The 25,693-nt window shown below is 63.1% G+C and carries 23 protein-coding genes; 22 read left to right on the top strand and 1 reads right to left on the bottom strand.

Annotated elements, in window-relative coordinates; genetic code table 11:
• The first annotated feature begins 176 nt into the window (after positions 1-176).
• The gene (locus X760_RS65125) at positions 177-800 is read left to right on the top strand and encodes an ABC transporter substrate-binding protein (RefSeq protein ID WP_245278681.1); all 624 of its coding nucleotides are present in this window, start codon (positions 177-179) and stop codon (positions 798-800) included.
• A complete protein-coding gene (locus X760_RS78135) occupies positions 791-1,060 on the top strand; it encodes a hypothetical protein (protein WP_245278680.1) in 270 nt (89 codons plus the stop codon). The genes X760_RS65125 and X760_RS78135 overlap by 10 nt, the downstream gene beginning before the upstream one ends.
• A 63-nt stretch (positions 1,061-1,123) precedes the next feature.
• Here X760_RS78135 and X760_RS65120 read toward each other — a convergent pair whose 3' ends face one another.
• The gene (locus X760_RS65120) at positions 1,124-2,155 is read right to left on the bottom strand and encodes a LacI family DNA-binding transcriptional regulator (protein ID WP_023721287.1); all 1,032 of its coding nucleotides are present in this window, start codon (positions 2,153-2,155) and stop codon (positions 1,124-1,126) included.
• A gap of 373 nt (positions 2,156-2,528) precedes the next feature.
• On the opposite strand from X760_RS65120, the gene X760_RS65115 reads away from it, so the two are divergent.
• The 20 genes from X760_RS65115 to X760_RS65020 all read left to right on the top strand — a co-directional run bounded on the left by X760_RS65115 (position 2,529) and on the right by X760_RS65020 (position 25,479).
• The gene (locus tag X760_RS65115; RefSeq protein ID WP_023721286.1) at positions 2,529-4,142 is read left to right on the top strand and encodes an extracellular solute-binding protein; all 1,614 of its coding nucleotides are present in this window, start codon (positions 2,529-2,531) and stop codon (positions 4,140-4,142) included.
• 77 nt (positions 4,143-4,219) lie between these two features.
• The gene (locus X760_RS65110; protein ID WP_023721285.1) at positions 4,220-5,080 is read left to right on the top strand and encodes a carbohydrate ABC transporter permease; all 861 of its coding nucleotides are present in this window, start codon (positions 4,220-4,222) and stop codon (positions 5,078-5,080) included.
• Positions 5,077-6,036: a sugar ABC transporter permease gene (locus tag X760_RS65105; RefSeq protein ID WP_023721284.1), complete on the top strand. Its 960-nt coding sequence runs from the start codon at positions 5,077-5,079 to the stop codon at positions 6,034-6,036. Before X760_RS65110 ends, X760_RS65105 begins: the two co-directional genes overlap by 4 nt.
• A complete protein-coding gene (locus X760_RS65100; RefSeq protein WP_023721283.1) occupies positions 6,033-7,124 on the top strand; it encodes an ABC transporter ATP-binding protein in 1,092 nt (363 codons plus the stop codon). The genes X760_RS65105 and X760_RS65100 overlap by 4 nt, the downstream gene beginning before the upstream one ends.
• A 1-nt stretch (position 7,125) precedes the next feature.
• Entirely contained in the window at positions 7,126-8,199 is a 1,074-nt protein-coding gene (locus X760_RS65095; RefSeq protein WP_023721282.1) for an ABC transporter ATP-binding protein, read from the top strand.
• Positions 8,200-8,234: 35 nt separating this feature from the next.
• Positions 8,235-9,338, top strand: coding sequence for a Gfo/Idh/MocA family oxidoreductase (locus tag X760_RS65090; protein ID WP_031194610.1), 1,104 nt, complete (start codon positions 8,235-8,237; stop codon positions 9,336-9,338).
• Positions 9,339-9,364: 26 nt separating this feature from the next.
• A complete protein-coding gene (locus tag X760_RS65085; protein WP_023721280.1) occupies positions 9,365-10,279 on the top strand; it encodes a sugar phosphate isomerase/epimerase in 915 nt (304 codons plus the stop codon).
• Positions 10,280-10,316: 37 nt separating this feature from the next.
• Entirely contained in the window at positions 10,317-11,258 is a 942-nt protein-coding gene (locus X760_RS65080; RefSeq protein WP_023721279.1) for a substrate-binding domain-containing protein, read from the top strand.
• A 61-nt stretch (positions 11,259-11,319) separates the two neighbouring features.
• Positions 11,320-12,324, top strand: a complete 1,005-nt coding sequence (locus tag X760_RS65075) for an ABC transporter permease (RefSeq protein WP_245278679.1) — start codon at positions 11,320-11,322, stop codon at positions 12,322-12,324.
• The gene (locus tag X760_RS65070) at positions 12,321-13,103 is read left to right on the top strand and encodes an ATP-binding cassette domain-containing protein (protein WP_023721277.1); all 783 of its coding nucleotides are present in this window, start codon (positions 12,321-12,323) and stop codon (positions 13,101-13,103) included. Before X760_RS65075 ends, X760_RS65070 begins: the two co-directional genes overlap by 4 nt.
• Positions 13,104-13,137: 34 nt before the next feature.
• Positions 13,138-14,319: an aldose 1-epimerase family protein gene (locus X760_RS65065; RefSeq protein ID WP_023721276.1), complete on the top strand. Its 1,182-nt coding sequence runs from the start codon at positions 13,138-13,140 to the stop codon at positions 14,317-14,319.
• A gap of 91 nt (positions 14,320-14,410) precedes the next feature.
• The gene (locus X760_RS65060) at positions 14,411-15,499 is read left to right on the top strand and encodes a fatty acid desaturase family protein (protein WP_023721275.1); all 1,089 of its coding nucleotides are present in this window, start codon (positions 14,411-14,413) and stop codon (positions 15,497-15,499) included.
• 42 nt (positions 15,500-15,541) lie between these two features.
• Positions 15,542-15,856 carry a MocE family 2Fe-2S type ferredoxin gene (locus tag X760_RS65055; RefSeq protein ID WP_023721274.1) on the top strand — a complete coding sequence of 105 codons (315 nt, stop codon included), beginning with the start codon at positions 15,542-15,544 and terminating at the stop codon, positions 15,854-15,856.
• A 37-nt stretch (positions 15,857-15,893) separates the two neighbouring features.
• Entirely contained in the window at positions 15,894-16,694 is an 801-nt protein-coding gene (locus X760_RS65050; RefSeq protein ID WP_023675787.1) for a 3-methyl-2-oxobutanoate hydroxymethyltransferase, read from the top strand.
• Positions 16,695-16,922: 228 nt separating this feature from the next.
• Positions 16,923-18,371 carry a DHA2 family efflux MFS transporter permease subunit gene (locus tag X760_RS65045; RefSeq protein ID WP_023721273.1) on the top strand — a complete coding sequence of 483 codons (1,449 nt, stop codon included), beginning with the start codon at positions 16,923-16,925 and terminating at the stop codon, positions 18,369-18,371.
• Positions 18,372-18,649: 278 nt separating this feature from the next.
• Positions 18,650-19,636 carry an ABC transporter permease gene (locus tag X760_RS65040; protein ID WP_023721272.1) on the top strand — a complete coding sequence of 329 codons (987 nt, stop codon included), beginning with the start codon at positions 18,650-18,652 and terminating at the stop codon, positions 19,634-19,636.
• Positions 19,637-19,695: 59 nt separating this feature from the next.
• Positions 19,696-20,721, top strand: coding sequence for a sugar ABC transporter substrate-binding protein (locus X760_RS65035; RefSeq protein ID WP_023721271.1), 1,026 nt, complete (start codon positions 19,696-19,698; stop codon positions 20,719-20,721).
• 83 nt (positions 20,722-20,804) lie between these two features.
• A complete protein-coding gene (locus tag X760_RS65030; RefSeq protein WP_023721270.1) occupies positions 20,805-22,928 on the top strand; it encodes an SMP-30/gluconolactonase/LRE family protein in 2,124 nt (707 codons plus the stop codon).
• Positions 22,925-23,983: a hypothetical protein gene (locus X760_RS65025; protein ID WP_023721269.1), complete on the top strand. Its 1,059-nt coding sequence runs from the start codon at positions 22,925-22,927 to the stop codon at positions 23,981-23,983. Before X760_RS65030 ends, X760_RS65025 begins: the two co-directional genes overlap by 4 nt.
• On the top strand, positions 23,983-25,479 hold the full coding sequence (locus X760_RS65020) for a sugar ABC transporter ATP-binding protein (protein ID WP_023721268.1): 1,497 nt from the start codon (positions 23,983-23,985) through the stop codon (positions 25,477-25,479). Before X760_RS65025 ends, X760_RS65020 begins: the two co-directional genes overlap by 1 nt.
• Positions 25,480-25,693 lie beyond the last annotated feature (214 nt).

The following is a 25,693-nucleotide window of genomic DNA, read 5'->3' as shown; positions in this document are numbered from 1 at the left end:
CACGCGGGCCGGGCAGGGCTACTTATTAAAACATGATGATAATAGTCAACTTAATTTTACAGGCCGCGACCATGACCGAATTATCTAAAATGGAGCAGCGAAACGGCGGGGTCTGCAGCGGTAGACGGTGGAGGCAGACGCGCTGGTTTCAATTGGGCGGGATGGTGGCGGTGCTGATGCTGGCGCTTTCTGCTCTTGCGCCGTCTTGCGGCTTCAAGGCGCTGGCCGCCGAGACGATTGTCGATGCATCGGGGCGCACCGTCGCGACCGGTCCGGGAACCAGGATCCTGACACTCGGTTCCGATGTTACCGAGATCGTCGATGCGCTGGGTGCCGGCGAGCGGATCATCGCCGTCGATCGCGGCAGCAAATATCCCGCTTCCGTCGCGCAAAAGCCCAATGTCGGCTACCGGCGCCAGTTGTCCGCCGAAGGCTTGGTCGCGCTTCGCCCGGACCTGATCCTGGCGGCCGAAGACAGTGGGCCGCCGGAGGCGATCGAAGTGCTCAAATCGCTGGCGATCCCGATTGTCCTTGTCCCGGAAGACAACAGTCCTCAAGGCATCGACCACAAGATTACGTTGATTGCCGCCTCGCTCCACCTCGAGGACAAGGGCAGGAAGGTTTCAAGGCAAGTGCTCGACGCCTTCCAGGCCGCTACCGACCTCGCCGCGAAAATGCCGGCCGAGCGACGCAAGAAGGTGGTGTTCTTCCACGGCCTCGTGCGGCTGAGTGCTGCCGGTGCGGGCACTGCGGCCGACGCGATCATCCGCTATGCCGGCGGCATCAATCGATGGCCGTAATGCAGGGTTACAAGGCAGCGTCGGAGGAGAAGCTGATCGAAATGGCGCCCGACGTCATCCTGATGATGAGCGACGGCAAGGGCGGACCCACCGCCGAGCAGGTGTTCGCCACGCGCGCGCTGAGCGCCACACCGGCGGCGAAGGCAAAGGCGCTGATCGTATTGGACGGCGCCTATATGGTCGGCTTTGGCCCGCGCACCGCCGATGCGGTCCGCGACCTGGCGCAGGCGCTGTATTCGGAGACAGCAGGCGCCGACTAAGTCATGAACTTTATGACGTCATGTTCAGTGGGTACTCGCGCCCCATCTGCCCCAAGCTTCCGTTCAGATCTCCGGGATGCTTTCCCTGAAGATCACCTGCAGCCTTGGCTGGTGCAGTTCGTAAGGCAATCCCCTGACCGCATGGGTCAAGGTGTTGAGCGCTTCGCGGGCTTCGACGCGCGGGTTCTGGTCGATGACCGCGTCGAGCGTGCCGTCGAGCAAAAGCTCCTTGGTGCCTTCCGTTACCTCATGGCCGAGAAAGACCGTCGACAGTGCCCGCCCGCGTTCCCGTAGCGCGCGGGCGATGCCGGTGTTGCCGGCGCCGACATTGTAGATTGCGGCCAGGTCCGGGTGCCGATCCAGCAGGGCGGAAGCCTCCGAATAGGCCTTTTCCCGATCGTCGAGCATTTCGCGCATCTCGACGATCTGCAGATTGGGCGATTCTTCCGTCAGTATGTGGCGGAAGCCCATCTCGCGCTCTTCGTGGCCGCGGTAGGAGAGCGAACCGGCGAACAGCGCGACCTTGCCCGGACGCCCTGCACCCATGAAGCGGTTGAGCAGGTAGCCGGCGAGCCGGCCGGCGGCGCGGTTGTCGATGCCGATATAGGCGACCCGCGGCACATGCAGGATGTCGGAAGCGATGGTAACGACCTTGACCCCGCTGGCCGAAAGCGAGCGGATCGCCTCGCGGACCGTCGGATGGTCGAGCGCGATCACACCGACGCCTTGCGTCTGCCCGTGCAGTTCCTGCAGCAGACGGGCAAGCCGGTCCGGATTGAAGCCTTCGATAGTGGCGACGCGGACGTCGAGGTCCGGCCGCGACTGCGCCTGCGCCTCGATCTGGCGGTGCAGCATCTTGATGAAGGAATTGGTGCCGGCGGGCAGGGCGAAATCGAGCCGTATAACCTCACCAGGTATCGCGTTGCGCGAGTTCGGATTATTCGAATTTTCAGCGATATAGCCAAGCCGTTGCGCCGTCTCGAGCACGACCTCGCGGGTGCGCGCCCTGACCCCGGCGCGGTTGTTGAGCACACGGTCGACCGTAGCGGCGGAAACGCCGGCTTCCCGGGCTATGTCTGTCAGGGTGGACCGCACTGTCGATCACCTCATTCCAAAATGCGCCAAGGGCGCATCGAGATTACGCATTTCATGGGTCCGCTGTCGAAGCGGCGGCTTCATCGCCAGCCGCGATTCTGATGGGAAATGATGTAACCAGCCTTGGCCGATGCGCAAGCTGCCGCGCTACACCAAAATGCCGAAGCGGACCAAAGCGGGGAGGTGGGCAGCCTCGCTCCCTCAAATTCAAGCACTGGCTTCAGTGTGAGTGCCTTGATACACACCATTCGTCCCCTCCCATGAGATGTTATGAGGTGTCTTGATTATTTATGATGTTGACAGGCTTCGTATAGTGCCGTCAATATCCATCATAAGGGCCGTGGAGGAACAAGGCCCTGAGGGAGGAGTTCCAATGTCGAATTTGATCCGCGTGTCGCGGCGCCGTTTGCTGGCGTCCGGTGGAAAGGCGGCAGTCCTTGTTGCTGCCGCAGGTATCGCACCGAAATTCATTCGCCCAAGCCGTGCCTATGCGGCCGATGCCCTGGCGCCCGGCATGATCGGTGGCCCGACGGGCTTCGACGGCTCGGAGCGCTATCAATATGGCGCTGACACGCCCGAGGGCCGCGCCATTGAGGCGGCCAAGGCGATGAAGGGCGCCGGCAAGGCGCCGGCCAAGATCGTGCTTGGCCTGTCCGATGGTTCGATCGGCCAGTTGACCCAGCCGTTTCCGGCCGGTGCGCCGTCGATCAAGGATCTCTGGGAGAAGGAAACCGGTATTCCGCTCGAGATCGTCGGTGTGCCGAACGGCCAGGAATTCACCAAGACGATGCAGGACATCTCCACCAAGGGTGGTGCCTATGACATCTACGCGGTCGAATGGAACCGCCTTGGCGACCTCGCCGAAACCGGCGGCATTCTCAAGCTCGACGACTTCGTCGCCCAGTACAAGCCGGAATGGGACGATCCCGAGCGTGGCTACGTCAATGGCGCCAAGGGCGTGTCGCTGCTCAATCAGTATCGCGGCTCGACCTATGGCGTGTCGCTGGATGGCGACTTCCAGACCTGGGTCTACCGCACCGATCTGTTCGGCGACGCAAACGAGAAGAAGGCCTTCTCCGACAAATACGGCTATGAACTGGCGGCGCCGAAGACCTGGAAGCAGCATGACGAGATCGCGGCCTTCTTCCAGCGCCCGGACAAGGGCCTGTTCGGCTCGACAGATCTGCGCAACCAGGGCTGGGGTTATACCAACTGGTATCAGCGTTATGTCTCAATGGCTTCGCCCAATCAGTTCCTGTTCGACGATACCGGCAAGCCGCTGATCAATTCGGAGCAAGGTATTGCGGCGACCAGCGAGTACATCGCGTCGCTTGCGCACCATTCGCCGGATGCGATCTCCTGGGGCTGGCCGGAGCAGTACGGCAATTTCGCCAAGGGCGGTGCGGCCATGACCTGCGCCTTCTCCAATTTGCCGAAATTCCTCGACAATGCCGGCAACAAGGATTCAGCCGTCACCGGCAAGATCGGCTCGATGCTGCCGCCCGGCCGCGAGATCGACGGCAAGCTGGTCAGCCGTTCGGTGCTGTGGCTCAATCTGTCGGCGTCGGTGTCCTCGCAAGCCAAGAATCCGGAGGCCTGCTACCTGTTCCTGCAATGGCTGGGATCTAGTCGCATCTATGCGTGGATGACCGCCAACCCGGGCGGTTACTTCGATCCGTTCCGGCTGTCGGATTTCTCCGATCCGCTGGTCCGCCAGACCTATCATGCTTACCACATGGACGTGGTGTGCGAGACGGTCGCCCGCACCGTGCCCACCATCAACTATCCCGGCGCCACCGCCTTCCACAATGCGCTGGACGAGAACCTCGTCGCCGCGCTGACCAAGGCCAAGACAGCAGAGCAGGCTATGGCCGACACCGAGGCCGAGTGGAAGAAGATTGCCCGCCGCACCGGCGAGGAGAAGCTTCTCGAAGCCATCAAGACCAACAAGGAGGCCTGGCCCACCGTTCTCGATCCGATCGCCTGATCCTCCCGGATCTTACCAAAGAGGGGAGGAGTGATTGCTCTTCCCCTCGATAACGAAGGACCCAGCAAAGCCGCAAGATGAAGCGTTCAGTTCCTTTCGAGATATTCCGCTATGCCGCGATCTTTGCGGCAATGGCGGTGACGCTGGTGCCGATCCTGTGGATGATGTCGATGGCGTTCAAGCCGATCGCCGAATGGTCGGCGACCGGCGCCGACCTGACCTGGTGGCCGAAGAACCCGACACTCAGCAATTTCCGCTTCGTCTTCGGTGAATCGACCAACAATCTTATCGTCGCGCTCGACCGCACAGCTTTGAAGCCGATCCTGTCGTCGCTGCTGTCGGCCACGTTCGGCACGGCGATCGCCATGTCGGCGGGCACAGCGGCGGCCTACGGGCTGTCGCGCTTCAACTCGGGCCAGAACCTGCCGCTGGCGCTGATCCAGCTTCGCCTGTTTCCGCCGATGGCGGTCATGACCCCGGTGATGATCATGTGGGCCTTCCTCAACTTCACCGACAGCTGGTGGGGGCTGTCGCTGATCTACGGCATCGTCACGCTGCCTTTCGCCTTCTGGCTGATGAAGACCTTCTTCGACGACATGCCGCGCGAGATCGAGGAGGCGGCACTGGTCGAGGGCTGTTCGCGGTGGCGCGTCTTCACCCGCATCACGCTGCCGATGATGCGGGCGCCGCTGGCCAGTGCCGCGCTGTTCGTCTTCATCCTCAACTGGTCGGACTATCTGATTGCGCTGCTTCTGACGACGCGCGAATGGGTCACGGTCCCGGTCTACATGGCCTCGCTGTCCTCCTCGATGACCGGACAGCTCTACGGCGCCAAGGCAGCTCTCGGCCTGATCGCCGCGGTGCCGCCGGTGATCATGGGCATCGCCATCCAGCGTCATCTGGTGCGCGGGCTGACCTTCGGGGCGCTCAAGCAATGAGCTCGGTGACAGCCACGATTTCGGAGGGCGACATGCAAGCCTCCAAGGCGGCGTCGGTGTTGCCGGACGAGGGCGCGCGGCTCGGATTCCGGCTGACCCTGCCGGCGCAGATCCTGGTGCTGTTCATCGCCGTCTTCCCGCTGCTGATGCAGCTCTACATCAGCCTGACCGACTGGTCGCCGCTGTCGGGCACCGGCTGGTGGAATGCCTGGTCGATGTGGAACAGTTTCGCCAATTACACCGACCTTGCCGCGGACGCGCGCTTCTGGAGCGCGCTGAAGCGCACGGCCATCGTCATGATCGTCTGCGTGCCGGCGGAGTTCCTGCTCGGCCTCGCGCTGGCGACGCTGTTTGCCGACGAGTTTCCCGGCAAGCGGATCTTCTATTCGATCCTCTTGATGCCGATGATGGTGGTGCCGGCGGTGGCCGGCTACATGTTCTTCATGCTGTTTCAGTCGGGCGGCCCGGTCAACGACATCCTGTCGGCGATGTCAGGCTTTCCCGTCACCATCGCCTGGCTCTCGGATCCGACGCTGGCGCTGATCGCGGTGATGGTCGCCGACATCTGGCAGTGGACGCCGCTAATGTTCCTGATCCTGCTTGCCGGCCTGGTCGGCGTGCCGGAGGACCAGATCAAGGCGGCGACGCTGCTCGGCGCCAACCCCTGGCAGCGCTTCGTCACCATCGTGCTGCCGAAGATGAAGACGATCATCATCATTGCGCTGGCGATCCGGGTGATCGAGAACTTCAAAATATTCGACACCCTCTACATCATGACCGGCGGCGGTCCCGGGGTCGCTACCGAAACCATCTCCGTTTACATCTACAAGCTCACCACGCAGGACCTGATCTGGGGCTATGTGGCGGCAATCGCGCTGGCCATATTGATCGTGCTGTCCATCGCCGCTGTGTTTGCCATGAAACGCATGGCCCGGGTACGCGAGGTGGCGGCATGAGCACGATCCATCTGCAAAACCTTGTCAAGAAATTTGGCGACTTCACTGCGCTGCAGACGATGGATCTGGCCATTGCCGACGGCGAGTTCATGGCGCTGCTCGGGCCGTCCGGCTGCGGCAAGTCGACGACGATGAACATGATCGCCGGCATGGAAGAGCCGACCAGCGGCAAGATCCTGTTCGGCGAACGCGACATGGCCGGCGTGCCGATGGGGCGGCGCGGCGTCGGCTTCGTCTTCCAGAACTATGCGATCTTCACTCATATGAGCGTGCGGCAGAACCTCGCCTACGGCCCGAAAATGCGCGGCGCACCAAAGGCCGAGATCGACCGCCGCGTCGGCGCCATTGCCGAGATGCTGCAGCTGACGCCGCTGCTCGACCGCAAGGCCGACCGGCTTTCGGTCAACATATTGCAGCGGGTGGCGATTGGCCGTTCGGCGATCATGGAGCCGGCGATCTTCCTGCTCGACGAGCCACTGTCCAATGTCGACGCCGCCTTCCGGGCGGTGATGCGGACCGAATTGAAGCAACTGCAGCGCCAGTTCCGGCAGACCATGGTCTACGTCACCCACGATCAGCTTGAAGCGATGACCATGGCCGACCGCATCGCGGTGATGGACCACGGCGTGCTGCAGCAGGTCGGCACGCCACTGGAAGTCTACAACAACCCGGCCAACGTCTTCGTCGCCCGCTTCATCGGTGCGCCGGGCATGAACCTGCTCAAGGGCTGGTTGGCGGAAAGTGACCGTGGCCTGGTCGTCGATCTTGGCCCACTCGGGGCGACGCCGCCGCTGCCGGTCGAGATCGCCGATGCCGCCAGCCGGATGCGCGGCGAGGTGTTTTATGGCTTTCGACCGGAGCAGGTGACGCTGGCCGAAAGCGGCCGTGGCCTCTGCATGCCGGTGAGTTTCGTCGAGCGGATCGGCGCGCGCACCATCATCCATCTTGGCGACGGAGAGACCGCGGTGAAGGCGGTGTTCGACAATGATGTCGGGCTGGCGATCGGGCAGACAGCCGTCGTCGCGCCTGCGGCGGAGGCGGTGCGCGTCTTCGACGCCGCTACCGGCCTTGCGTTGAGAGCAGGTTGAGATGGCCGATATCGTTTTCCGTAATGTGACAAAACGCTATGGCGGCACGCTGGCTGTCGACGATGCCTCGTTCGCGGTCAACGACAACGAGTTCTTCTGCTTCTTCGGGCCGCCGCTGTCGGGCAAGTCGACGATACTCCGTCTGGTGCTCGGGCTGGAAACCCCGGACACGGGCGAGATCCTGATTGGCGGCAAGCCGGTCAACACGGTGTCGCCGGCCGAGCGCAATGTCGCCATGGTGTTCCAGAATCTGGCGCTGTTCCCGCATATGAGCGCGCGCGACAACATCCGTTTTCCTTTGGTCGAGCGGAAGGTGGCAGAAGCCGAGATCGAAAAACGCGTCGCCGATGTCGCGGCCAAGCTGCATATCAGACATATCCTGCACAAACCGCCGGCGCAGCTTTCCGGCGGTGAGCGGCAGCGCGTCGCGATCGCCCGCGCGCTGGTGCGTGATCCGGCTGCCTATTTGATGGACGATCCGATCTCGGCGCTCGACGCCCGGCTGCGCGAGGAGACGCGCGTCGAGCTCAAGCGCATCCAGCGCGAGCTCGGCAAGACGCTGATCTATGTCACGCACGACCAGGAAGAGGCGATGTCGGTCGCCGACCGCATGGCCATACTGGAGAGCGGCAAGATCAGGCAGATCGGCGCGCCGGCCGAGATCTATGACCGGCCGGCCAGCACCTATGTGGCGCGGCTGCTCGGCTCGCCGATGATGAACATATTGAAGTCGGTGCACGGCGCGGAAGGCGTGGAGGCGGCCGAAGGCACGATCCGCATCGCGGACAAGGCGGCGCCGGCCGATGCCGTCGAGATCGGGCTCAGGCCGGAAGACATCAAGGTCAAGGCCTGGTCGGATGGAATCTCGGACGGGGGCGCGGGCCGCCCGGCGCTCGTGTTCGAGGTCGAGCCGCTCGGCGGCTACACCGTGGTGACGCTCGCCGCCGGGCAGGCGCGCCTGCGGGCGCTGTTGCGCGGCCAGCCGGACATCAGGCCGGACGCGATGGTGGCGATATCCTGCGAGCCGGGCAGGGTGCATTATTTCGGGCAAAGCGGGGAAGCGCTGGCAAGATGACGGCGGCTGCAAGAAACGAGCTTCGGGAGGAACATATGGCAAGCGAAGAAATAGCGGGCAACGGCTTCGAGCCGGACGTTAAAGTCCGCACCAGGGAATACAGGATCGGCTGCGTCGGCGCCGGTATGATCATGGCCGAATGTCACCTTGCCGCCTACAAGGAAGCCGGTTTTCCGGTGGCGGCGATCGCCTCGCGCACCAAGGCCAGCGCCGAGAAGGTCGCCAAGCGCTGGGATATCCCGACCGTCCATAACACGCCGGAACAACTCATCGAGGACAAGGACGTCGAGATCATCGATCTTGCCTTTCCGCCGGACCAGCAGCCGGCGCTGATCCGCCATGCGCTGAACCAAGCACATATCAAGGCGATCCTGGCGCAGAAGCCACTGGCGCTGTCGCTCGATGAAGCCGTCAAACTGCGCGACGAGGCGGCCAAGGCCGGCAAGATCCTCTCGGTCAACCAGAACATGCGTTACGACCAGTCGATGCGCGTCTTGAAGCAGATCATCGACAGCGGCGCGCTCGGCGACATCGTCTTCGCCCAGATCGACATGCATGCGATCCCGCACTGGCAGACCTTCCTCGAGGACTATGACCGGCTGACGCTCGCCAATATGAGCGTCCACCATCTCGACGTACTGCGCTTCCTGTTCGGCGATCCCCTGGAGATCACCACCCTGACCCGCAAGGATCCGCGCACCCGCTTTGATCATTCGGACGGCATCATCGTGTCGACGCTGCGGTTCCCGTCCGGCGTGCTCGCCGTATCGCTGGAGGATGTCTGGTCCGGTCCGCGCCAGGAGGGCTACCAGGACGACCAGCACATCAACTGGCGCGTCGACGGCACCAAGGGTGTCGCCAAAGGCACCATCGGCTGGCCGACGGGCGCTGCGTCGACGCTGACCTACGCCTCGACCGAGACCACCGATGGTCAATGGGTGACACCCAGCTGGGACACGATGTGGTTCCCGCATGCTTTCATCGGCGTCATGGAGCAGCTTCAGCACGCGGTTAAGACGGGCGAGCCGCCAGCGCTGTCCGTCGCGGACAATGTCAAGACCATGGCGCTGGTCGAAGCCGGCTACCGCTCGATCGACAAAGGCCGGACGGTCAAGCTTTCCGAAATATCAACTGACTGAATCACTTACAGGGAGGAATTCACACCATGATGCAGGCAGGTATTTTCACGGGCTATTTCCCGTATGGCCTCAAGGAAACCGCGCAGAAGATCCGTGCGCTCGATTTCAACACCGTGCAGCTCGACCTGCATTTCAGGGATATCGACCTGTCGTCCGGGCAGATCACCAAGGACAAGGCCAAGACCGTCCGCGATACGTTCCGCGACCACAATCTGCCGATCTGCTGTGTGTCGGGCTACACCAACATCATCCATCCGGATATGGGCGAGCGCGAGAGGCGCGTCGGCTATTTGAAGGAGATCATCCGCAACGCGCGCCATTTCGGCACCCCTTACGTGATCTCGGAAACCGGTACCTACAACACCGAATCCGACTGGGTGCATCACCCGAAGAACAAGACCGAGGAAGGGTTCGAGGAATGCCGCAAGGTCATCGCCGACCTTGCCCAGACGGCCTATGACCACGGCGCGGTCTTCCTGCTCGAAACCTATGTCAACAATGTCGTCGGCTCGGTCGAAGAGACGGTGAGGATGTTCGCGCAGGTCGACCACCCAGGCCTCGGCCTGTTGATGGACCCGACCAACTATTTCGAAACCCACAATATCGACCGGATGGATCAGATCCTGAACCAGGTGTTCGACACGCTGACCGACAAGATCAAGATCGCCCACGCCAAGGACGTCAAGCGTTCCGGCGGCGACAAGTCGGAGAAGCACGCAGACATTGGCGACGAGGACGCGCTGGAGAGCCACACTTTCCGCGGCGTCGGTGAGATCGAGCTGCCGGCGCCCGGCCTCGGTTCGCTGAACTACGACCTTTATCTCAAGCGGCTGGCCGAAAAGCACCCGAACATCCCGGTCATCATCGAGCATCTTTCGGAAGACGACGTGCCGCGCGCCAAGAAATTCCTCGATGGGAAATTCCGCGCCAACGGACTGTGATGGCGCGGTTCGGCTACGAAACAAGGGAGGAAGAGAAATGTTGAAATTCGCGTTGAAAATCGCGGCTGCCGCGACGGTTCTAGCCGGTGCAACGCTGGGTACGCCGGCGCTGGCGCAGGACGCCCAGAAGACGTTCTACCTGTTGTCGCATGGCGGCCCGTCGGATGCCTTCTGGATCGACTGGAATGCCGGCGCGACCAAGGCCTGCGACCAGCTCAAGGTGACCTGCAAGATCTCGTTCAGCGGCGGCGACATGGCGGCGCAGAAGGAAGCCTTCAACTCGGCACTCGCCGCCAAGCCGGACGGCATCGCCACCACCTCGGCGCAGCCCGGCCTGTGGACCGAGGAGGTCAAGGCAGCGAAGGCGGCCGGCATCCCGATCGTGTTCTTCAACACCGACGATCCGGCAACCGGCCGGCAAGCCTATGTCGGCGCCGACCTTAGGGAAGCCGGTGTCATCTGGGCGAAATATCTGGTCGACCACAAAATGGTGAAGCAGGGCGACAAGGTGTTCCTGCCGGTCGAAGTGCCGGGTGCCAGCTACCAGCAGCTCGAGACCGAAGGCATTGCCAGCGTCTTCGATCCGCTCGGCATCAAATATGACGTGGTCGATTGCGGCACCGATCCGGCCGGCATCATCGCCAAGATGACGGACTACATGGTGGCCAACAATCCGCCGGCAATCATCGCGCTCGGCGATTCCGTCGCGGCCAGCGTCAAGCGGGTGTTCGATGGCGCCGGCGTGCCGGCCGGCAAGATTCCGGTCGTCGGCTGGGGCAATTCGAAGGAAACGGCCGAGTCCGTCAAGGCCGGTTTCGTCAACGCGGCTGCCTGGCAGTTCCCGTCGGCGCAGGGCTTCATGCCGGTGGCGCTGCTCGGGTTGGCCGCCGCCGGCGAACCGATCGGCTACGACATCCACACTTTCAGCCTCTACGACGCCTCGAGCGTCGAACCGATCCTGAAACTCTACAACAAGTGATTGGAACTGACGCTCGCCGCGCAGGCGGCGGGCCTCACCCTGGCGTATGGTTCGAGCTGTCATGACAATTGCCGCAGAAGAGGAAATGCCGCGTGCCAAACGCAGGTCGAGCCTGATCCGCTCGCCGCAGTTCTCGTCGCTCGTCATCCTGATCGTCCTGCTGGCGGTGTTCGCGATCGCCGATGCGAACTTCCTGTCGCCGCTCAACATCTCCAACATGATGGCGTTCCTGCCCGAGCTCGGCATCATCGCGCTCGGCATGACGCTGCTTCTGACGGCGGGCGAGTTCGACCTTTCGGTCGGTGCTGTGTTCGGACTGGCGCCGGTTGTCGTCATGCTGCTGGTGCAGAACGGCGGGGTGGATATTGGCGTGGCGCTGCTGGCCGGCCTGCTGCTCTGCATAGCGATCGGTGCGATCAATGGGCTGATCGTCACCAAGATCGGCATCTCCTCCTTCCTGGTGACGCTGTCGATGCTGCTCGTGGTGCGAGGCGCGGCCCTCTACATCACCCAAGGCTTTCCGCTGAAGTCCTGGGACCAGCCCGGGTTCTTCGTGACGCTGTTGGCCGGCAGCTTCAATATCGGAACGTTCCGTTTCTATACCTCGCTGTGGTGGTTCATCGGCCTGTCGCTACTGGCGATCTATGTGCTGCGCTACGCCAAGCTCGGCAACTGGATCAGCGCCATCGGCTCGAACCGTAACGCCGCCGTGGCGCGTGGTGTGCCGGCCGATGCGGTCAAGATCTGGCTGTTCATCCTGACCTCGGTGCTGGCCGGTCTCGCCGGCATGATCAGCGCCTTCCGCATTTCTGCCGCCTCGCCGGTGGCAGGCACCGGCTACGAGCTCGAAGTGATCGCCATGGTGGTGGTCGGCGGCACCGCGCTGACCGGTGGGCGAGGCACCATTTTCGGCACCATCGTCGGCGCGCTGATGCTGCGCAGCATCCGCAACGGCATCGTGCTGATCGGCGTGCCTGGGCTCGCCTACAACATCTTCGTCGGCGTCATCATCCTTGCCATGCTCATTCTGCACGCTTTGCTGCAGAAGAACGCCGCCAGGAGCTGACCATGGAAGTGCTTCGGCTGCACAACCTGCAAAAGTCCTTCGGCAGCGTCCGCGCCCTGAAGAGCGCCTCCTTCACGCTCAACGAGGGCGAAGTGGTGGCCTTGCTCGGCGACAACGGCGCCGGCAAATCGACGTTGATCAAGGCGATCTCCGGGGTGTTTCCGGTCGACCGCGGCGACATCTATGTGCGCGGCCAGAGGGTCTCCATCCGCTCGACGCGCGATGCGATGGATCTCGGCATCGAGACCATCCACCAGGACACCTCGCTGGCACCGGACCTCAGCATCGCGCGCAATCTTTTCCTCGGCCGCGAGCCGGTCAACCTCAAATGGCTGGGTGTGTTCGCGCCGCTCGATCTCGCGCAATTGCGCGATGCCGCCTCGGCTCTTTTGAAGCGCGTCGGCATCTCGAAGAAGCTCGACGCCGATGCGCTGGTCAGCACGCTGTCGGGCGGCGAACGCCAGTCGATCGCCATCTCGCGCGCCATGCAATTCGCCGCCAAGGTCATCATCCTCGACGAGCCGACCAACAATCTCGGCGTCGAGGAAACGCACGGCGTGCTGCGCTTCGTCAAGGAAGTGCGCGACGCCGGTCACTCGGTGCTTTTGATCACCCACAACATCCATCACGTCTTCCAGGTCGCCGACCGCATCATCGTCATGCGGCGCGGCGAGATCGTCGCCGAGCAGACGGTCGCCGACACCGACCTGCTGACCGTGGAAAGTATCATCACCGGCGCCGACATGTCGGCCCTGCTCAAGGAGACGAGAGCCAAGTGAAGGACGGGAGCAAAGTGAAGGAACTGGCCGTCACATGGTAGAGCTTTACGGCAAGACGCTGTCGCGCCGGCAGGTCTCGGAACGCTCGGGCATGCTGTCGCAGTTCGCCGGCGTGCGACTGATGACGCTTGGCGACGGCGTCGAGCGCGGCATCCGCATGCTCGAATTCCGCACCGGCTCGGGCCTGCGCTTCACCGCGCTGGTCGACCGGGCGCTCGATATCGCCGATTGCGACTTCAAGGGCCAGGCGATCGGCTGGCATTCGCCGAGCGGCTTTCGCAATCCCGGCCTGCACGAGTATGAAGGCGAGGACGGGCTGGCCTGGGCGCGGTCGTTTTCCGGCCTTCTACTGACCTGCGGCCTCGACCATATATTGTTCATGAACGAGGTACCCGCCGACACCTACAACTATCCGCCGAAGAAGACGGTGCGCCATTCGCTGCATGGCCGCATCAGCACCATCCCGGCGCGGCTGAGTGGCTACGGCGAGACCTGGGACGGCGACCGCTGCGTGTTGTGGGCCGAAGGCATCGTCCAGCAATCGACTGTATTCGGCGAGGATCTGCATCTATTGCGGCGGATCGAGGCCGATGTCGGCGGCAACGAGATCCGGCTTTCGGACCGTGTCGTCAATCACGGTTTCAACCGAACACCGCATATGTTTTTCTACCACATCAATGTCAGCCATCCGGTGCTTGACGAGGGCGCGCGCTATCTGGCGCCGATAAGGGATGTCGTTTGGGCCGGGCATGCCGGCGAGCGTTATGAGGCGCAAAAGGTCGGCTATCGCACGGTCCCGGCGCCGCAGCCGCGTTTCAGCGAACAGGTCTGGCAGCACGAGCTCGGCGCTGGCAGCACCGGCGAAGTCCCGGTGGCGGTGGTCAACGATAGGCTCGGCCTCGGGTTCGAGGTGGTCACGCGCAAGGACCAATTGCCCTGCACCTACCAATGGCAGAATTTCCAGGCTGGACAGTACGCGCTTGGCATCGAGCCGTCGACGCATCATGTGCTGGGAAATCTGGCGGCGCGCGAACGCGGCGAGATGATCTGGCTGGAGCACGGCGAGAGCCGCTCGTACGATGCGGTGTTCCGGGTTCTCGACGGCGCCGGCGAGATCGCCGCCGCCGAGAGCCGGATCGCGGCAATCGCCAGGCAGCCGCAGCAGGATTATCCCCAGCCGTCGGGCCGTTTTCCTGTTCTTGGAGGCAGGTCGTGATAATGGCTAGGACGATACGAGACACCAGTTGGGAGGCTGGTCCCGGCCGGAGCGGGGAGGGTTCGCGGCCGAGCTGGAATTGGAGGTCACAATGGCTGGCACGGTAAAGCGCGATTACAGCCTGGTCGGCGAAAGCACGCGCAGGGCGATCGAGACGGGACTGGCCTCGGCGGAGTGGTACCACACCGATGTCCCCCGCAAGGCGATCAAGGAGTTGATGCAGCGCTCAGACGGCCCGGCGATCCGCGACACGATCATCTGGATCATCGCCATCCTCGGCTCCGCCGCCGGCGCCATCTATTTCTGGGGCACCTGGTGGTGCGTGCCGTTCTTCTTCGTCTACGGCGTGCTCTACGGCTCCTCCAGCGACTCGCGTTGGCACGAATGCGGCCACGGCACGGCTTTCCGCACGCGCTGGATGAACGATGTCGTCTACCAGATCGCCAGCTTCATGCTGATGCGCAATCCGGTGACCTGGCGCTGGAGCCATGCCCGGCACCATACGGACACGATCATCGTCGGCCGCGACGCCGAGATCGCCGTGATGCGCCCGCCGGACCTGCTGCGTGCCGCGCTGGCTTTCACCGGCATCCTCGATTTTCGCTATTCGCTTCCGGCGCTGGTACGCCAGGCGTTCGGCAAGCTGACGCCCGACGAGAAAAGCTACGTTCCCGAGATGGAACAGCACAAGGCCGTCATCGCGGCGCGCTGGCATATCGCGATCTACATCGCGACGATCGCGCTCGCCGTGTTCATGCGGTCGTGGATACCGGTGGTGCTCATCGGCGTGCCGCGCCTCTACGGCACCTGGCACATGGTGCTGACCGGCCTGCTGCAGCATATCGGTCTGGCCGACAACGTCGTCGACCACCGGCTCAACACCAGGACCGTCTACATGAATCCGATCAGCCGGTTCATCTACTGGAACATGAACTACCACGTCGAGCATCACATGTTCCCGATGGTACCGTATCACGCGCTGCCCAGGCTGCATGAACTGATCAAGCACGATCTGCCCGAGGCGAACCCGTCGATATGGCATGCCTATCGCGAGGTCTGGCCGGTCCTGCTCAGGCAGCTCAAATACGAGGATTATTTCCTTAAGCGCGAACTGCCGCCAACGGCACGGCCCTATCGTGGCGAGTTCCACGAAGTGAACATGTCGGCAGCGGCTGAGTAGGCACTGCACGAGCGCAACGCAGAAATTTCAGGAGAAGCAGAGATGGCCGATTGGGTCGAAGCGTGCGCCGTGGACGATGTCGAAGAGGAAGATGTCATCCGCTTCGACCATGGCGGCCGCACCTTCGCGATCTACCGTTCGCCGGACGATGAATTCTTCGCCACCGACGGGTTTTGTACGCATGAACAGGCTCATCTGGCCGACGGGCTTGTCATGGACGACATCATCGAATGCCCCAAGCACAATGGCCGCTTCAATTACAAGACCGGCCAGGCGAAGGGCGCTCCCGTTTGCGTCAATCTCGCGACCTATCCAGTCAAGGTCGAAGCTGGCAAGGTGATGATCCAGATCGTCTGACCGGCCTTCTGTCACGTAGCAAAGGGGACCAAAATCCATGAGCCGGAAAAGACCGACCGTCGCCGACCTGCGCGCCATGAAGGGCAAGCGGCAGCTGACGATGCTGCGCGTGCTGACGATGGACGAGGCCGAGGCCGCCGAACGCGCCGGCGTCGATATCGTCTCGGTGCCGCCGGAGCTGGTGCTCAATCCGCAATATCGCGATGCGGCACCCAGCCTGTTCACCATGCCGGGCGAGAATTTCTTCGAGATCGGCACCGCCGATGATTTCGTCCGCTGGGCGTTCCGGCTCTACAAGGCCAGCGCCGATGCGGTCTATTGCAGCGCCGGCTACGCCACCATCAAACGGATGGCCGACGATGCAATTCCGGTGATCGGGCATGTCGGCCTCATCCCGTCACGCGCCACCTGGACCGGCGGCTTCAAGGCCGTCGGCAAGACCGCCGATACCGCCATGCAGGTGTTCGAGGCGGTGAAGCAACTGGAGGCCGCCGGCGCGATCGGCGCCGAGATCGAGGTGGTGCCAGTCGAGGTGGCCAAGGCGATTTCGGAACGCACATCGCTGATCATGTTGTCTATGGGGGCGGGCACCGGCTGCGATGCGCAATACCTGTTCGCAGACGATATCCTCGGCCAGAACCGTGGCCACATGCCGCGCCATTCCAAGGTCTATCGCAATTTCGCCGCCGAATACGATCGGCTGCAGGCCGAACGCATCGCTGCCTTTTCCGAATATGTCGCCGATGTGAACAGCCTGGCGTATCCCGAAGACAGGCACGTCGTGCACATGGATCCGGACCAGCTCAGCCTGTTCCTGGAGAAGATCGAAGCCGCATGAGACACACCGGCAACAGCGCGAAGCGCCATCGCGGATCGTAAAAACTCCGGTTCGGCGGCAGGGCCAGGTCATCGCATAGCCGGCTGCGATGCCACACGAAAGTTTGTTGGTCCATGTCTGGACGGCACCGGCCAAATGCAGTTGAAACCGGTGCGTCATCGGTTTTGCCGGACATTTGTGCGGTTGCCGATGAGGCGGGAGAAGATTCCCCTTCGGACAGTTCTGCGCATGACCGCCATTCCCGAAAACAAAGCCTTACCCGAAACCGCGCCGGCGGCGCGGCAAGCCCGGCGGGTGGCGCTGATCGTCGCCGTCGCCTTCTTCATGCAGCTTCTGGATTCGACCATCATCTCGACATCGCTGCCGCAGATGGGAGAATCCTTCGGCGTGCCGGCGGTGGCGATGAGCATCGGCATCACCGTTTATATGCTGACCATGGCGGTGTTCGTGCCGCTGTCCGGCTGGCTCGCGGACCGGTTCGGCGCGCGCAACATCTTCCTCGTGGCGATCGCCCTGTTCACGCTGGCCTCGCTCGCCTGCGGCATTTCGCAGAACCTGGCCGAATTCGTTGCCGCGCGCGCGGTGCAGGGCGTGGGCAGCGCGCTGATGACGCCGGTCGGCCGCATCCTGGTGCTGCGCAATGCGCCGAAGTCCGAGCTTCTCAATGCTACGGCGCTGATCACCTGGCCGGCGCTGTTTGCGCCGGTGGTCGGGCCGGTGCTTGGCGGCTTCATCACCACCTATGTCTCCTGGCACTGGAATTTCTTCATCAACATTCCCCTTGGGGTCGTCGGTTTGGCGCTGGTCGCCCGCTTCATTCCCGGCGACCGCGAAGCCGGGGCCAAGCCGCTCGACTGGCCGGGCTTCCTGCTNCTGCTGACCTCGGTGGGGCTCGCCGCGATGCTCTATGGCCTCGAGCGCATCGCGCATCCGGAAGAGGGTGCCTTGCCGACCGTGGCACTGCTCGCCACGGGCATTTTGGTCGGCTGGCTGGCGGTGCGGCATCTGCGACGCGCCAACCATCCGCTGCTTGATCTCACAGCTTTCAAGGTGCAGACCTTTGCCATCTCGACGCTGTCGGCCGGCACGATTTTCCGCATCGCCATCAACGCCACGCCGTTCCTGCTGCCGCTTTGGTTCCAGGTTGGCTTCGGCCTGAGCCCGGTCGATGCTGGCATGATGGTCCTGGCCTATTTCCTCGGCAATCTCGGTATGAAGGCGGTGACGACGCCGACGCTGAGGCGGTTCGGCTTCCGTTCGGTGCTGATCGTCAACGGAGTGATCGCCTCTTTGTCGATCATGGCCTGCGCGGCGCTTACGCCGCAGACGCCGAAAGCGTTGGTGGTGGTGCTGATGCTGATCGCCGGACTGTCGCGTTCGATGCAGTTCACCGCGCTCAACACACTGGCCTTCGCCGATGTGGCCTCACCGCAGCGTAGCTCGGCGGCGACGTTGTCCAGCATGCTGCAGCAGGTGGCGATGCTGTTCGGCGTGGCGGTCGCGGCGGCGCTGCTCAACCTGTCGCAGATCGCCAGGGGCGCTGCGGCGCTCGATCTCGTCGACTTCCGACTTGCCTTCCTGGCGATCGGCGCAATCGGGCTCGTCGCCTCGTTCCGCTTTCTGGCGTTGCCGAAGGCCGCCGGCGCCGAGGTCTCGGGCCATGTTTTGCGGATTTGACGCAGAAGCTGCGCGGCGAGCGCGGACATAAATTCTGCCTGCTCCGCTCGTCCGGGAGCAAACCTTTGCCAGCGCTTCGATCGGCACGATCAATTGCAAAAGTGCTTGAGTTCCAGGCATTGCGCCAGCCTCGCAATCGGTGCGTCCAACCGCGGAATTTCCTCGCAAGCCGGCCTGCAATGCGCGGATTCATTTGACGGATTGGTCTTGAGCCGATTAGCTTTCGTTCGATGGCCGCAGAGGGAGCAGGGCGTAGCCATCGCGGGTGAAAGCGGGCAATGAACGCGACCGGCTGGCTAAACTGGAGAAGCCTGAACCAGGAGGGCATTGTCTTTGCCATCGCGGTCGTGCTGTTCATTGCCGCCGCCATCGGACTGCCTGGTTTTATCAACTCGAACAATCTTGTTGCCATCGTGCGCTCGGTCTCGGTGCTGGGCATATTGGCGCTCGGCATGGCGGTCGTCATTATCGGCAGGGGCATCGATCTGTCGGCGGTGGCGATCATGGCGATGTCGGTCGCTTGGTATCTGCAATTGCTGAGTTCGGGAATGTCCGACGGGCTGGCCTTCGCCTATGTGCTCGCCGGCGTTCTCGCCATCGGGCTTTTGAACGGCATTTTGGTCGCCTACGCCGAGGTTCCGGCGATCTTCGTGACGCTGGCGACCGCGTCCTTCGTCTTCGGCTATGTGCGCTCACAATTGATCACACAGGACGCCGTGCCGGTGCCGCCCGGCCATTGGGTCGAGCTCCTGGGCGGGCTGCGCTTCCTCGACATCCCGGTCGAGGTTTTTGTCTTCGCCGGGCTGGCTTTCGCCTTTTTCCTGTTCCTGCGCTACACCAAATGGGGCCGCTACGTCTATTTCGCCGGCGACAACCCGGTTGCGGCGCGCAATATCGGCATTCCAGTGCGCCCGATGCTGGTGCTGCGCTACGTGCTGTCGGCCTTGGTCTCGCTGATTGCCGGCTTGCTCACCGCCGCCAGCCTGCATTCGATCAACACCCGCATCGTCAATTCCACGCTGCTCTACGACATCGTGCTGGTGGCGGTGATCGGCGGCATCGGTCTGTCGGGCGGGCGGGGCGGGGTGCGCAACGTGCTGGTGGGTGCCGCGCTGATCGGCATCCTGCTCAACGCCATGACCATCATCGACATTCCGCTGCTCTATCAGAACCTGATCAAGGCGGCGATCCTGCTGGCGGCGATCATCGTCGATGGGTTCATCAATCCGCGCGACGAGCAGACCGCGCAGCAAGGCGACATCTAGACTGACGCGTACGGTTGGGGCCGACCGCGAACGACAACGACCAAACCAGAGGATGTGACATGAAAATCATCAGGACATTTATGGCCGCCGCGGCAGCGCTTGCCGTCTCCGCATTCGTGGCGCCAAGCTTTGCCGCCGAAGATCCGGGTCCGGGCGCCTATTCGCAAGCGCTCAAGGGCAAGCGTGTGATGCTGGTGCCGATGGCGATGGGCTTCGATCTGGCACAGGGCTGGGCGCATTACCTGAAGACCGAGGTCGAGGCCTGGGGCGGCGTGTTCGAGACGCGTGACCCGAACTGGGTGGTCGATGCCGGCGCGCAGGCGATAACCGACGCTATTTCGTCTGACACCAGGCCGGACGTGCTGATCATCCATTCGCCGGACCTCAACTCCTATGCCAAGCTGATGAAGAAGGCGCAGGCCGCCGGCACCTATGTCCTGCTGGTCGACAATCCGGCGAACTTCCCGGCCGATGCCTTTGTCGGCAGCGACTGGGATCGGCTCGGGCAACTCGAAGCTGAAGCGGCGATAAAGGGTTGTGGGCCGAACTCCTCCAAGAAGATCGGGCTGGTGCAGGGCGACCAGGCGAACTCGTCGAGCCTCTACCAGTATGCCGGCATCATGAAGGTGCTGGATAAGAACCCCGACTTCAAGGTCGTGGCCAAGCCTGACTCGAACTGGGATGCGACGACCTCGCGCAACGTGACGACGACGATGCTGCAGCAGAACCCCGACATCTGCGCCATCATCGATTTCTGGGACGGCGACGCGACGGGCGCATCTGCTGCGATCCGCGATGCCAAGCTCGAGGGCAAAGTCTTTCTGGTCACCACCGGCGGCGGCGAAAAGACTGCCGACTGCGACAAGCTGCAGGACGGCACCTATGGCGCGGTGGTGATGACCGACCTTGCCCGCCAGTCGGGCGACATGAACGCCGTCATCAAGTTCCTGTTGCAGAGTGGCCAGCCGGCCGGCACCTCGCACACCTACATCTACACGCTGGAGAAGGCGACGACCAAGGCCGACCTCAAGCCAGACAGCTGCTGGGACTTGAAAGCACTGCAAGCCCAAGCTGCGGCCAAGTAAACCGCGGGTCCGTTGCAAGCATCGACGAGGTGGCCGGACGTTGTTCGGCCGCCTCTTTCTCTCTTGAGTGGCAGCAGCAACCGATGTCCTTTCGCGAACGCCTTCAATCCTGGCGCTACAATCTCGTGCCCGACCACCTTGTCGGCGAGATCCTAAGCAAACGCTGGACTGATAACGCCATTCCGTTCCTGGCGCTGGTGGCGACGCTCAGCGTGTTCGGTTCGATCATTCCCGGCTTCTTCAAGCCGATGTCGCTGCAGGAATCGACCCGCCAGCTCGGCGAATTTTCGCTGGTCGTCACCGGCATGACGGTGGTCATGCTCGGCGGCGGCATCGACCTTTCGGTCGGCTCGATCTTCGCGCTGTCCTGCTTTTCCGCCGTGTTCGTCTTCTTCATCCTCGAACAGTCGGTGTGGCTGGCGCTGGCCGCCTCGATCGCCACCGGCCTGCTGTTCGGCGCGATCAACGGCTACCTGATCGGCTATTTCAGGCTGCGCGCTTTCCTGACGACACTGGTCACCTTCATTTTCGGGCGGGCGCTGTTCGACATACTGGTCACCACCTATGCCGCCGACGTCCAGCTTTCCGATGCCACATCGGATGTGCTGGACTTCATCGGCGACGACACCTTCTGGGGCCTTTCGGTTGCGGTGTGGGCAGCGATTATCCTGGCGATCATTACCCATGTCGCGCTGACGCGCTCGCGGCCCGGCTGGCATGTGCAGGCGGTGGGCGGGTCGCGGCGATCGGCCCACAATGCCGGCATCCGCGTGCGCCGCACCGTGTTCATGACCTATGTGTTCTCCGGCTTCTGCGCTTCGCTCGGCGGCTTCCTCATCGCCTGCCGGCTGAGCGGGGCAGGGCCGGGCACAGGCCTCAATCTCGAGGTCATGGCTTTGACGGCAGCGGTCGTCGGCGGCGTCAGCCTGGGCGGCGGCCGCGGCTCGGTGATCAAGGGGCTGATGGGCGCGATCATCGTGCTGACGATGACCAACGGGCTGATCCGGCTGGGCTATGGCACCGGCACCAACCAGATGGTGCTGGGTATCATGCTGGCCGTCGCCGTCACCATCGACATTCGCTGGCTGAAGAACCGCCACAAGGTTCTGGACGAGGTCTATGTCGCACCGGTCTATTTGAAGATGGGGGCAACGCAGTCAGCGGCACCGGGCTCGGGCACGCCCTACGAGCTCGACAACCGGTTGTCGGAGGCCGACCATATCGGGCTCGGCGAGCTGGAAGGGCCGGAAGACGTCATTCTCGACCGCGACGACCATCTCTATTGCGGCACCAGACATGGCGAGATCGTCCGTTTCTTTGCGCCGGACTACAAACACTCGGAGGTCTTTGCCCATATTGGCGGCTTTCCGCTCGGCCTGGCCTTCGACAAAACAGGCAATCTGATCAGCTGCGTCGGCGCGATGGGCCTTTATTCGGTCTCGCCGGAGCGGGAGGTGAAGCGGCTATCGGCGGAAACGTCGCGCTCCTGGACTTCGATCGTCGACGATGCGCGGCTGCGCGATCCCAATGATTGCGACATCGCGCCGGACGGCCGCATCTACTTCACCGATTCCACCAAGCGCTATGACGCCCACGACTGGGCGCTGGACTCGATCGAGAACCGCGCCACCGGGCGGCTGCTCGTCTATGACCCGAAGGACGCTTCGACGAAGACATTGCTCGACGGCTACCGCTACACCAACGGCGTGTGCATGGCGCATGACGGCAAGTCGCTGTTCTTTGCCGAAAGCTGGGCCTGCCGCGTGCACCGCTACTGGCTGGAAGGGCCGAAAGCAGGCACCGCCGAATGCGTCATCCGCGACATGCCGGGCTACCCCGACAACATCAACCGCGCCTCCGACGGCAACTACTGGATGGCCTGGCTCGGCATGCGCACGCCGAGCTTCGACCTGTCGCTGCGCCATCCCGACATGCGCAAGCGCATGACGCGCCGGCTGCCGCAGGACGAATGGCTGTTCCCCAACATCAACACCGGCGGTGTGGTCAAATTCAACGAGAAGGGCGGCATCGTCGAAGCGATGGGCGACCTGTCGGGCGCCGCGCATCCGATGGTCACCTCGATGCGCGAGCACAAAGGCTATCTGTTCGTCGGCGGCATCCTCAACAATCGGATCGGCCGCTACCGGATTGCCGGTGCCGACCCGAACTGGACCAGCCCCGCTTCCTATTGGGGAGCGAAGCCATGATGCTGGACCCGATCCTTGACATCTTTCGCGGCAAGGCGGTGACAATCCCGCCGCTCGATGGCGCCTTCAGGCCGAATACGCTGCTGGACGATGCTCCGGCTTTTGTTGAACTGCCGGAGCCTGACAACCTGCTGATCGATAAGGACCGGTTGCTGGCGGCCAGCGGCAATGCCGTCTATGCGCTCGCCGCCGGTGCCGCGCCGACGATAGTCGAGACATTTCCGTCCCCGGTCACAGCGCTCGCGCGCTCGCCCGCCGGCGAACTGACGGTCGGGCTCGAAAACGGCAGGCTGTTGATCGCGGGTAAGGACGCTCCGCTACCGGCCGAAATCCGCTGCATCACAGCGCTCGCCTACGCAGAAGATGGCACGCTTTGGCTGACCAATGGCTCGGCCGAACACGGGCCGTCGCAATGGGCCGCCGATCTGATGAAGAAGGGCGCTTCTGGTTCGCTGTGGAAGCGCGAACCGGCAGGTAGCGAATTCCGCAAGCTCGCCGGTGACATCGCCTTTCCCTATGGGCTGCATCCAACCGGCAAGGATGTGTTGGTCAGCGAGAGCTGGCGGCACCAACTTATCCGCTTCGACGGCGCGACAGGCAGCCGCTCGACGGTGCTGGCGCATCTGCCCGGCTATCCCTCGCGCCTGTCGCCTGCCGCCGGTGGCGGTGCCTGGCTGGCGCTGTTTGCGCCCCGCAACCGGCTGATCGAATTCGTGCTGCAGGAAACGCACTATCGAAACGACATGCTGGCGCAAGTGCCGCCGCAGCACTGGATCGCGCCGGCACTTGCCTCCAACCGCAGCTTCCTCGAGCCGCTGCAATGCGGCGGCATTCGCACCATGGGCATTCACAAGCCATGGTCGCCGAGCCGCTCCTACGGCGTGGTGGTCAGGCTCGACCGGGAGATGCGGCCGCAATTCAGCCTGCACAGCCGCGCCAACGGCACGCGCCACGGCATCTGCAGCGTGGCGGAGAAAGACGGTCGCCTGTTCATTGCCTCGAAAGGCGGCGATTGCCTGCTGGCCATCGACTTGGGTCCAGGAGGACATCGCTGATGGAACCGATCGTCCGCCTGGAGAACGTGACCAAGACCTATCGCGGCGTGCCCGCGGTGAAGAATGTCAGCTTCGAGCTGCGCAAGGGCGAGATCCACGCGCTGCTCGGCGAGAATGGCGCGGGAAAATCGACGCTGACCAAGATCATCGCCGGCGTCGTCGACGCGACCTCGGGAAAGATGTTCCACAACGGGCAGGAGATCGCCTACGCCTCGCCGCATGCGGCCCTTCAAGCCGGTATCGCCATGGTGTTCCAGGAGACCAGCCTGGTGCCGTCGATGACGGTGGCGCAGAACCTTTATCTCGGCACGGAAAGCTTTCTCAACCGGCTGCGCGGCACCTACATTTCAGCGCAGCAATTCCTGCAGTCGTTGAACTTTCCCGTCGACCCGAACGCCATGGTGGCGACGCTGGGCGCGGCCAAACGGCAGATGGTCGAGATCGCGCGCGCCGTCCACCACAATGCCGAGATCATCATCTTCGACGAGCCGACGGCGACGCTGACGCCGGAGGAGAAGCGGCACTTCTTCGCGCTGATCCGCCGGCTCAAGGCAAGGGGTGTGTCGATCGTCTTCATCAGCCATGCGCTCGAAGAGGCGCTTGATGTCGCCGACCGTATCACCATTCTGCGCGACGGCGAACTGGTGATCACCGACGACACAGCCGCCTTCGATCGCGACAGGATCGTCGCCGCCATGGTCGGGCGCACGCTGTCGGGGCAGCTCTATAGCCAGCGCGACGAGGCCAAGCTGCGCAAGGCCGGCAAGAAGGTGCTGTCGGTGCAGGACATCTCGATGAGCAATGTCGTGCGCAACAATTCCTTCTCGATCTTCGAGGGCCAGATCACCGGGGTGTTCGGGCTGATCGGCTCGGGTCGCACCGAGACGTTCAAGATCGTTTCCGGCATCTACAAGCGCGACTTCCTGCGCGGCGGCACCATCGAGCTGGACGACCGGCCGGTGCGCTATCTCGTTCCGAGCGAGGCGGTGGCGGACGGCATCGTCTATGTCACCGAAGACCGCAAGAGCGAGGGGATTTTCGAGACCATGGACGTTGCCGAGAACCTGTTCGGCGGCTTTTTGGCGGCCGGGCGGGAAAAGGGCTGGGTGATCAATGCGCAGGAGATGCGGGCGCTGTCGGCCGAATGGACCAAGACGCTGAACGTCAAGGCGATCAACGACAATGCGCGGGTGGTCGAGCTCTCGGGCGGCAACCAGCAGAAGGTGGTGATCGGCAAGGGGCTGGTGCAGAAGCCGCGCATCGTCATCTTCGACGAGCCGACGCGCGGCGTCGATGTCGGTGCGATCGCCGAAATCCACCAGATCATCAACCGGCTGGCCGATGAGGGCCTGGCCGTCGTCGTCATCTCGTCCTACCTGCCGGAGATCATGAACCTGTCCGACCGCATCCTGGTCTGCCGGCAAGGCCGCATCGTCGAGGAGTTCTCGCCGGCCGAGGCGACGGAGGAGAAGATCATGTATGCGGCGGTTCATTAGGTTCCAGGCGATGCGTACTTCGACAATTGGCGGAGTCACCAGTCCATTCGTCATCGAGGGGCGAAGCAAGGAGCGCAGCGACGCGGCGCAGACCCCAGGATGACGACGGTGAGGGCCTCTGCATTTCCAGGGTTCTGGGCCGGCCTGCAAAACGTGAATCACCAGAGCAAGTTAGCCGCATTCGCTACCAAGCCGATTCAACGACCTCTCTCAT

The organism is Mesorhizobium sp. LSHC420B00 (assembly GCF_000503055.1).
Taxonomy (GTDB): domain Bacteria; phylum Pseudomonadota; class Alphaproteobacteria; order Rhizobiales; family Rhizobiaceae; genus Mesorhizobium.
The sequence above is the reverse complement of the archived record's forward strand: the minus strand, read 5'-3'. Positions and strand labels throughout refer to the sequence as shown.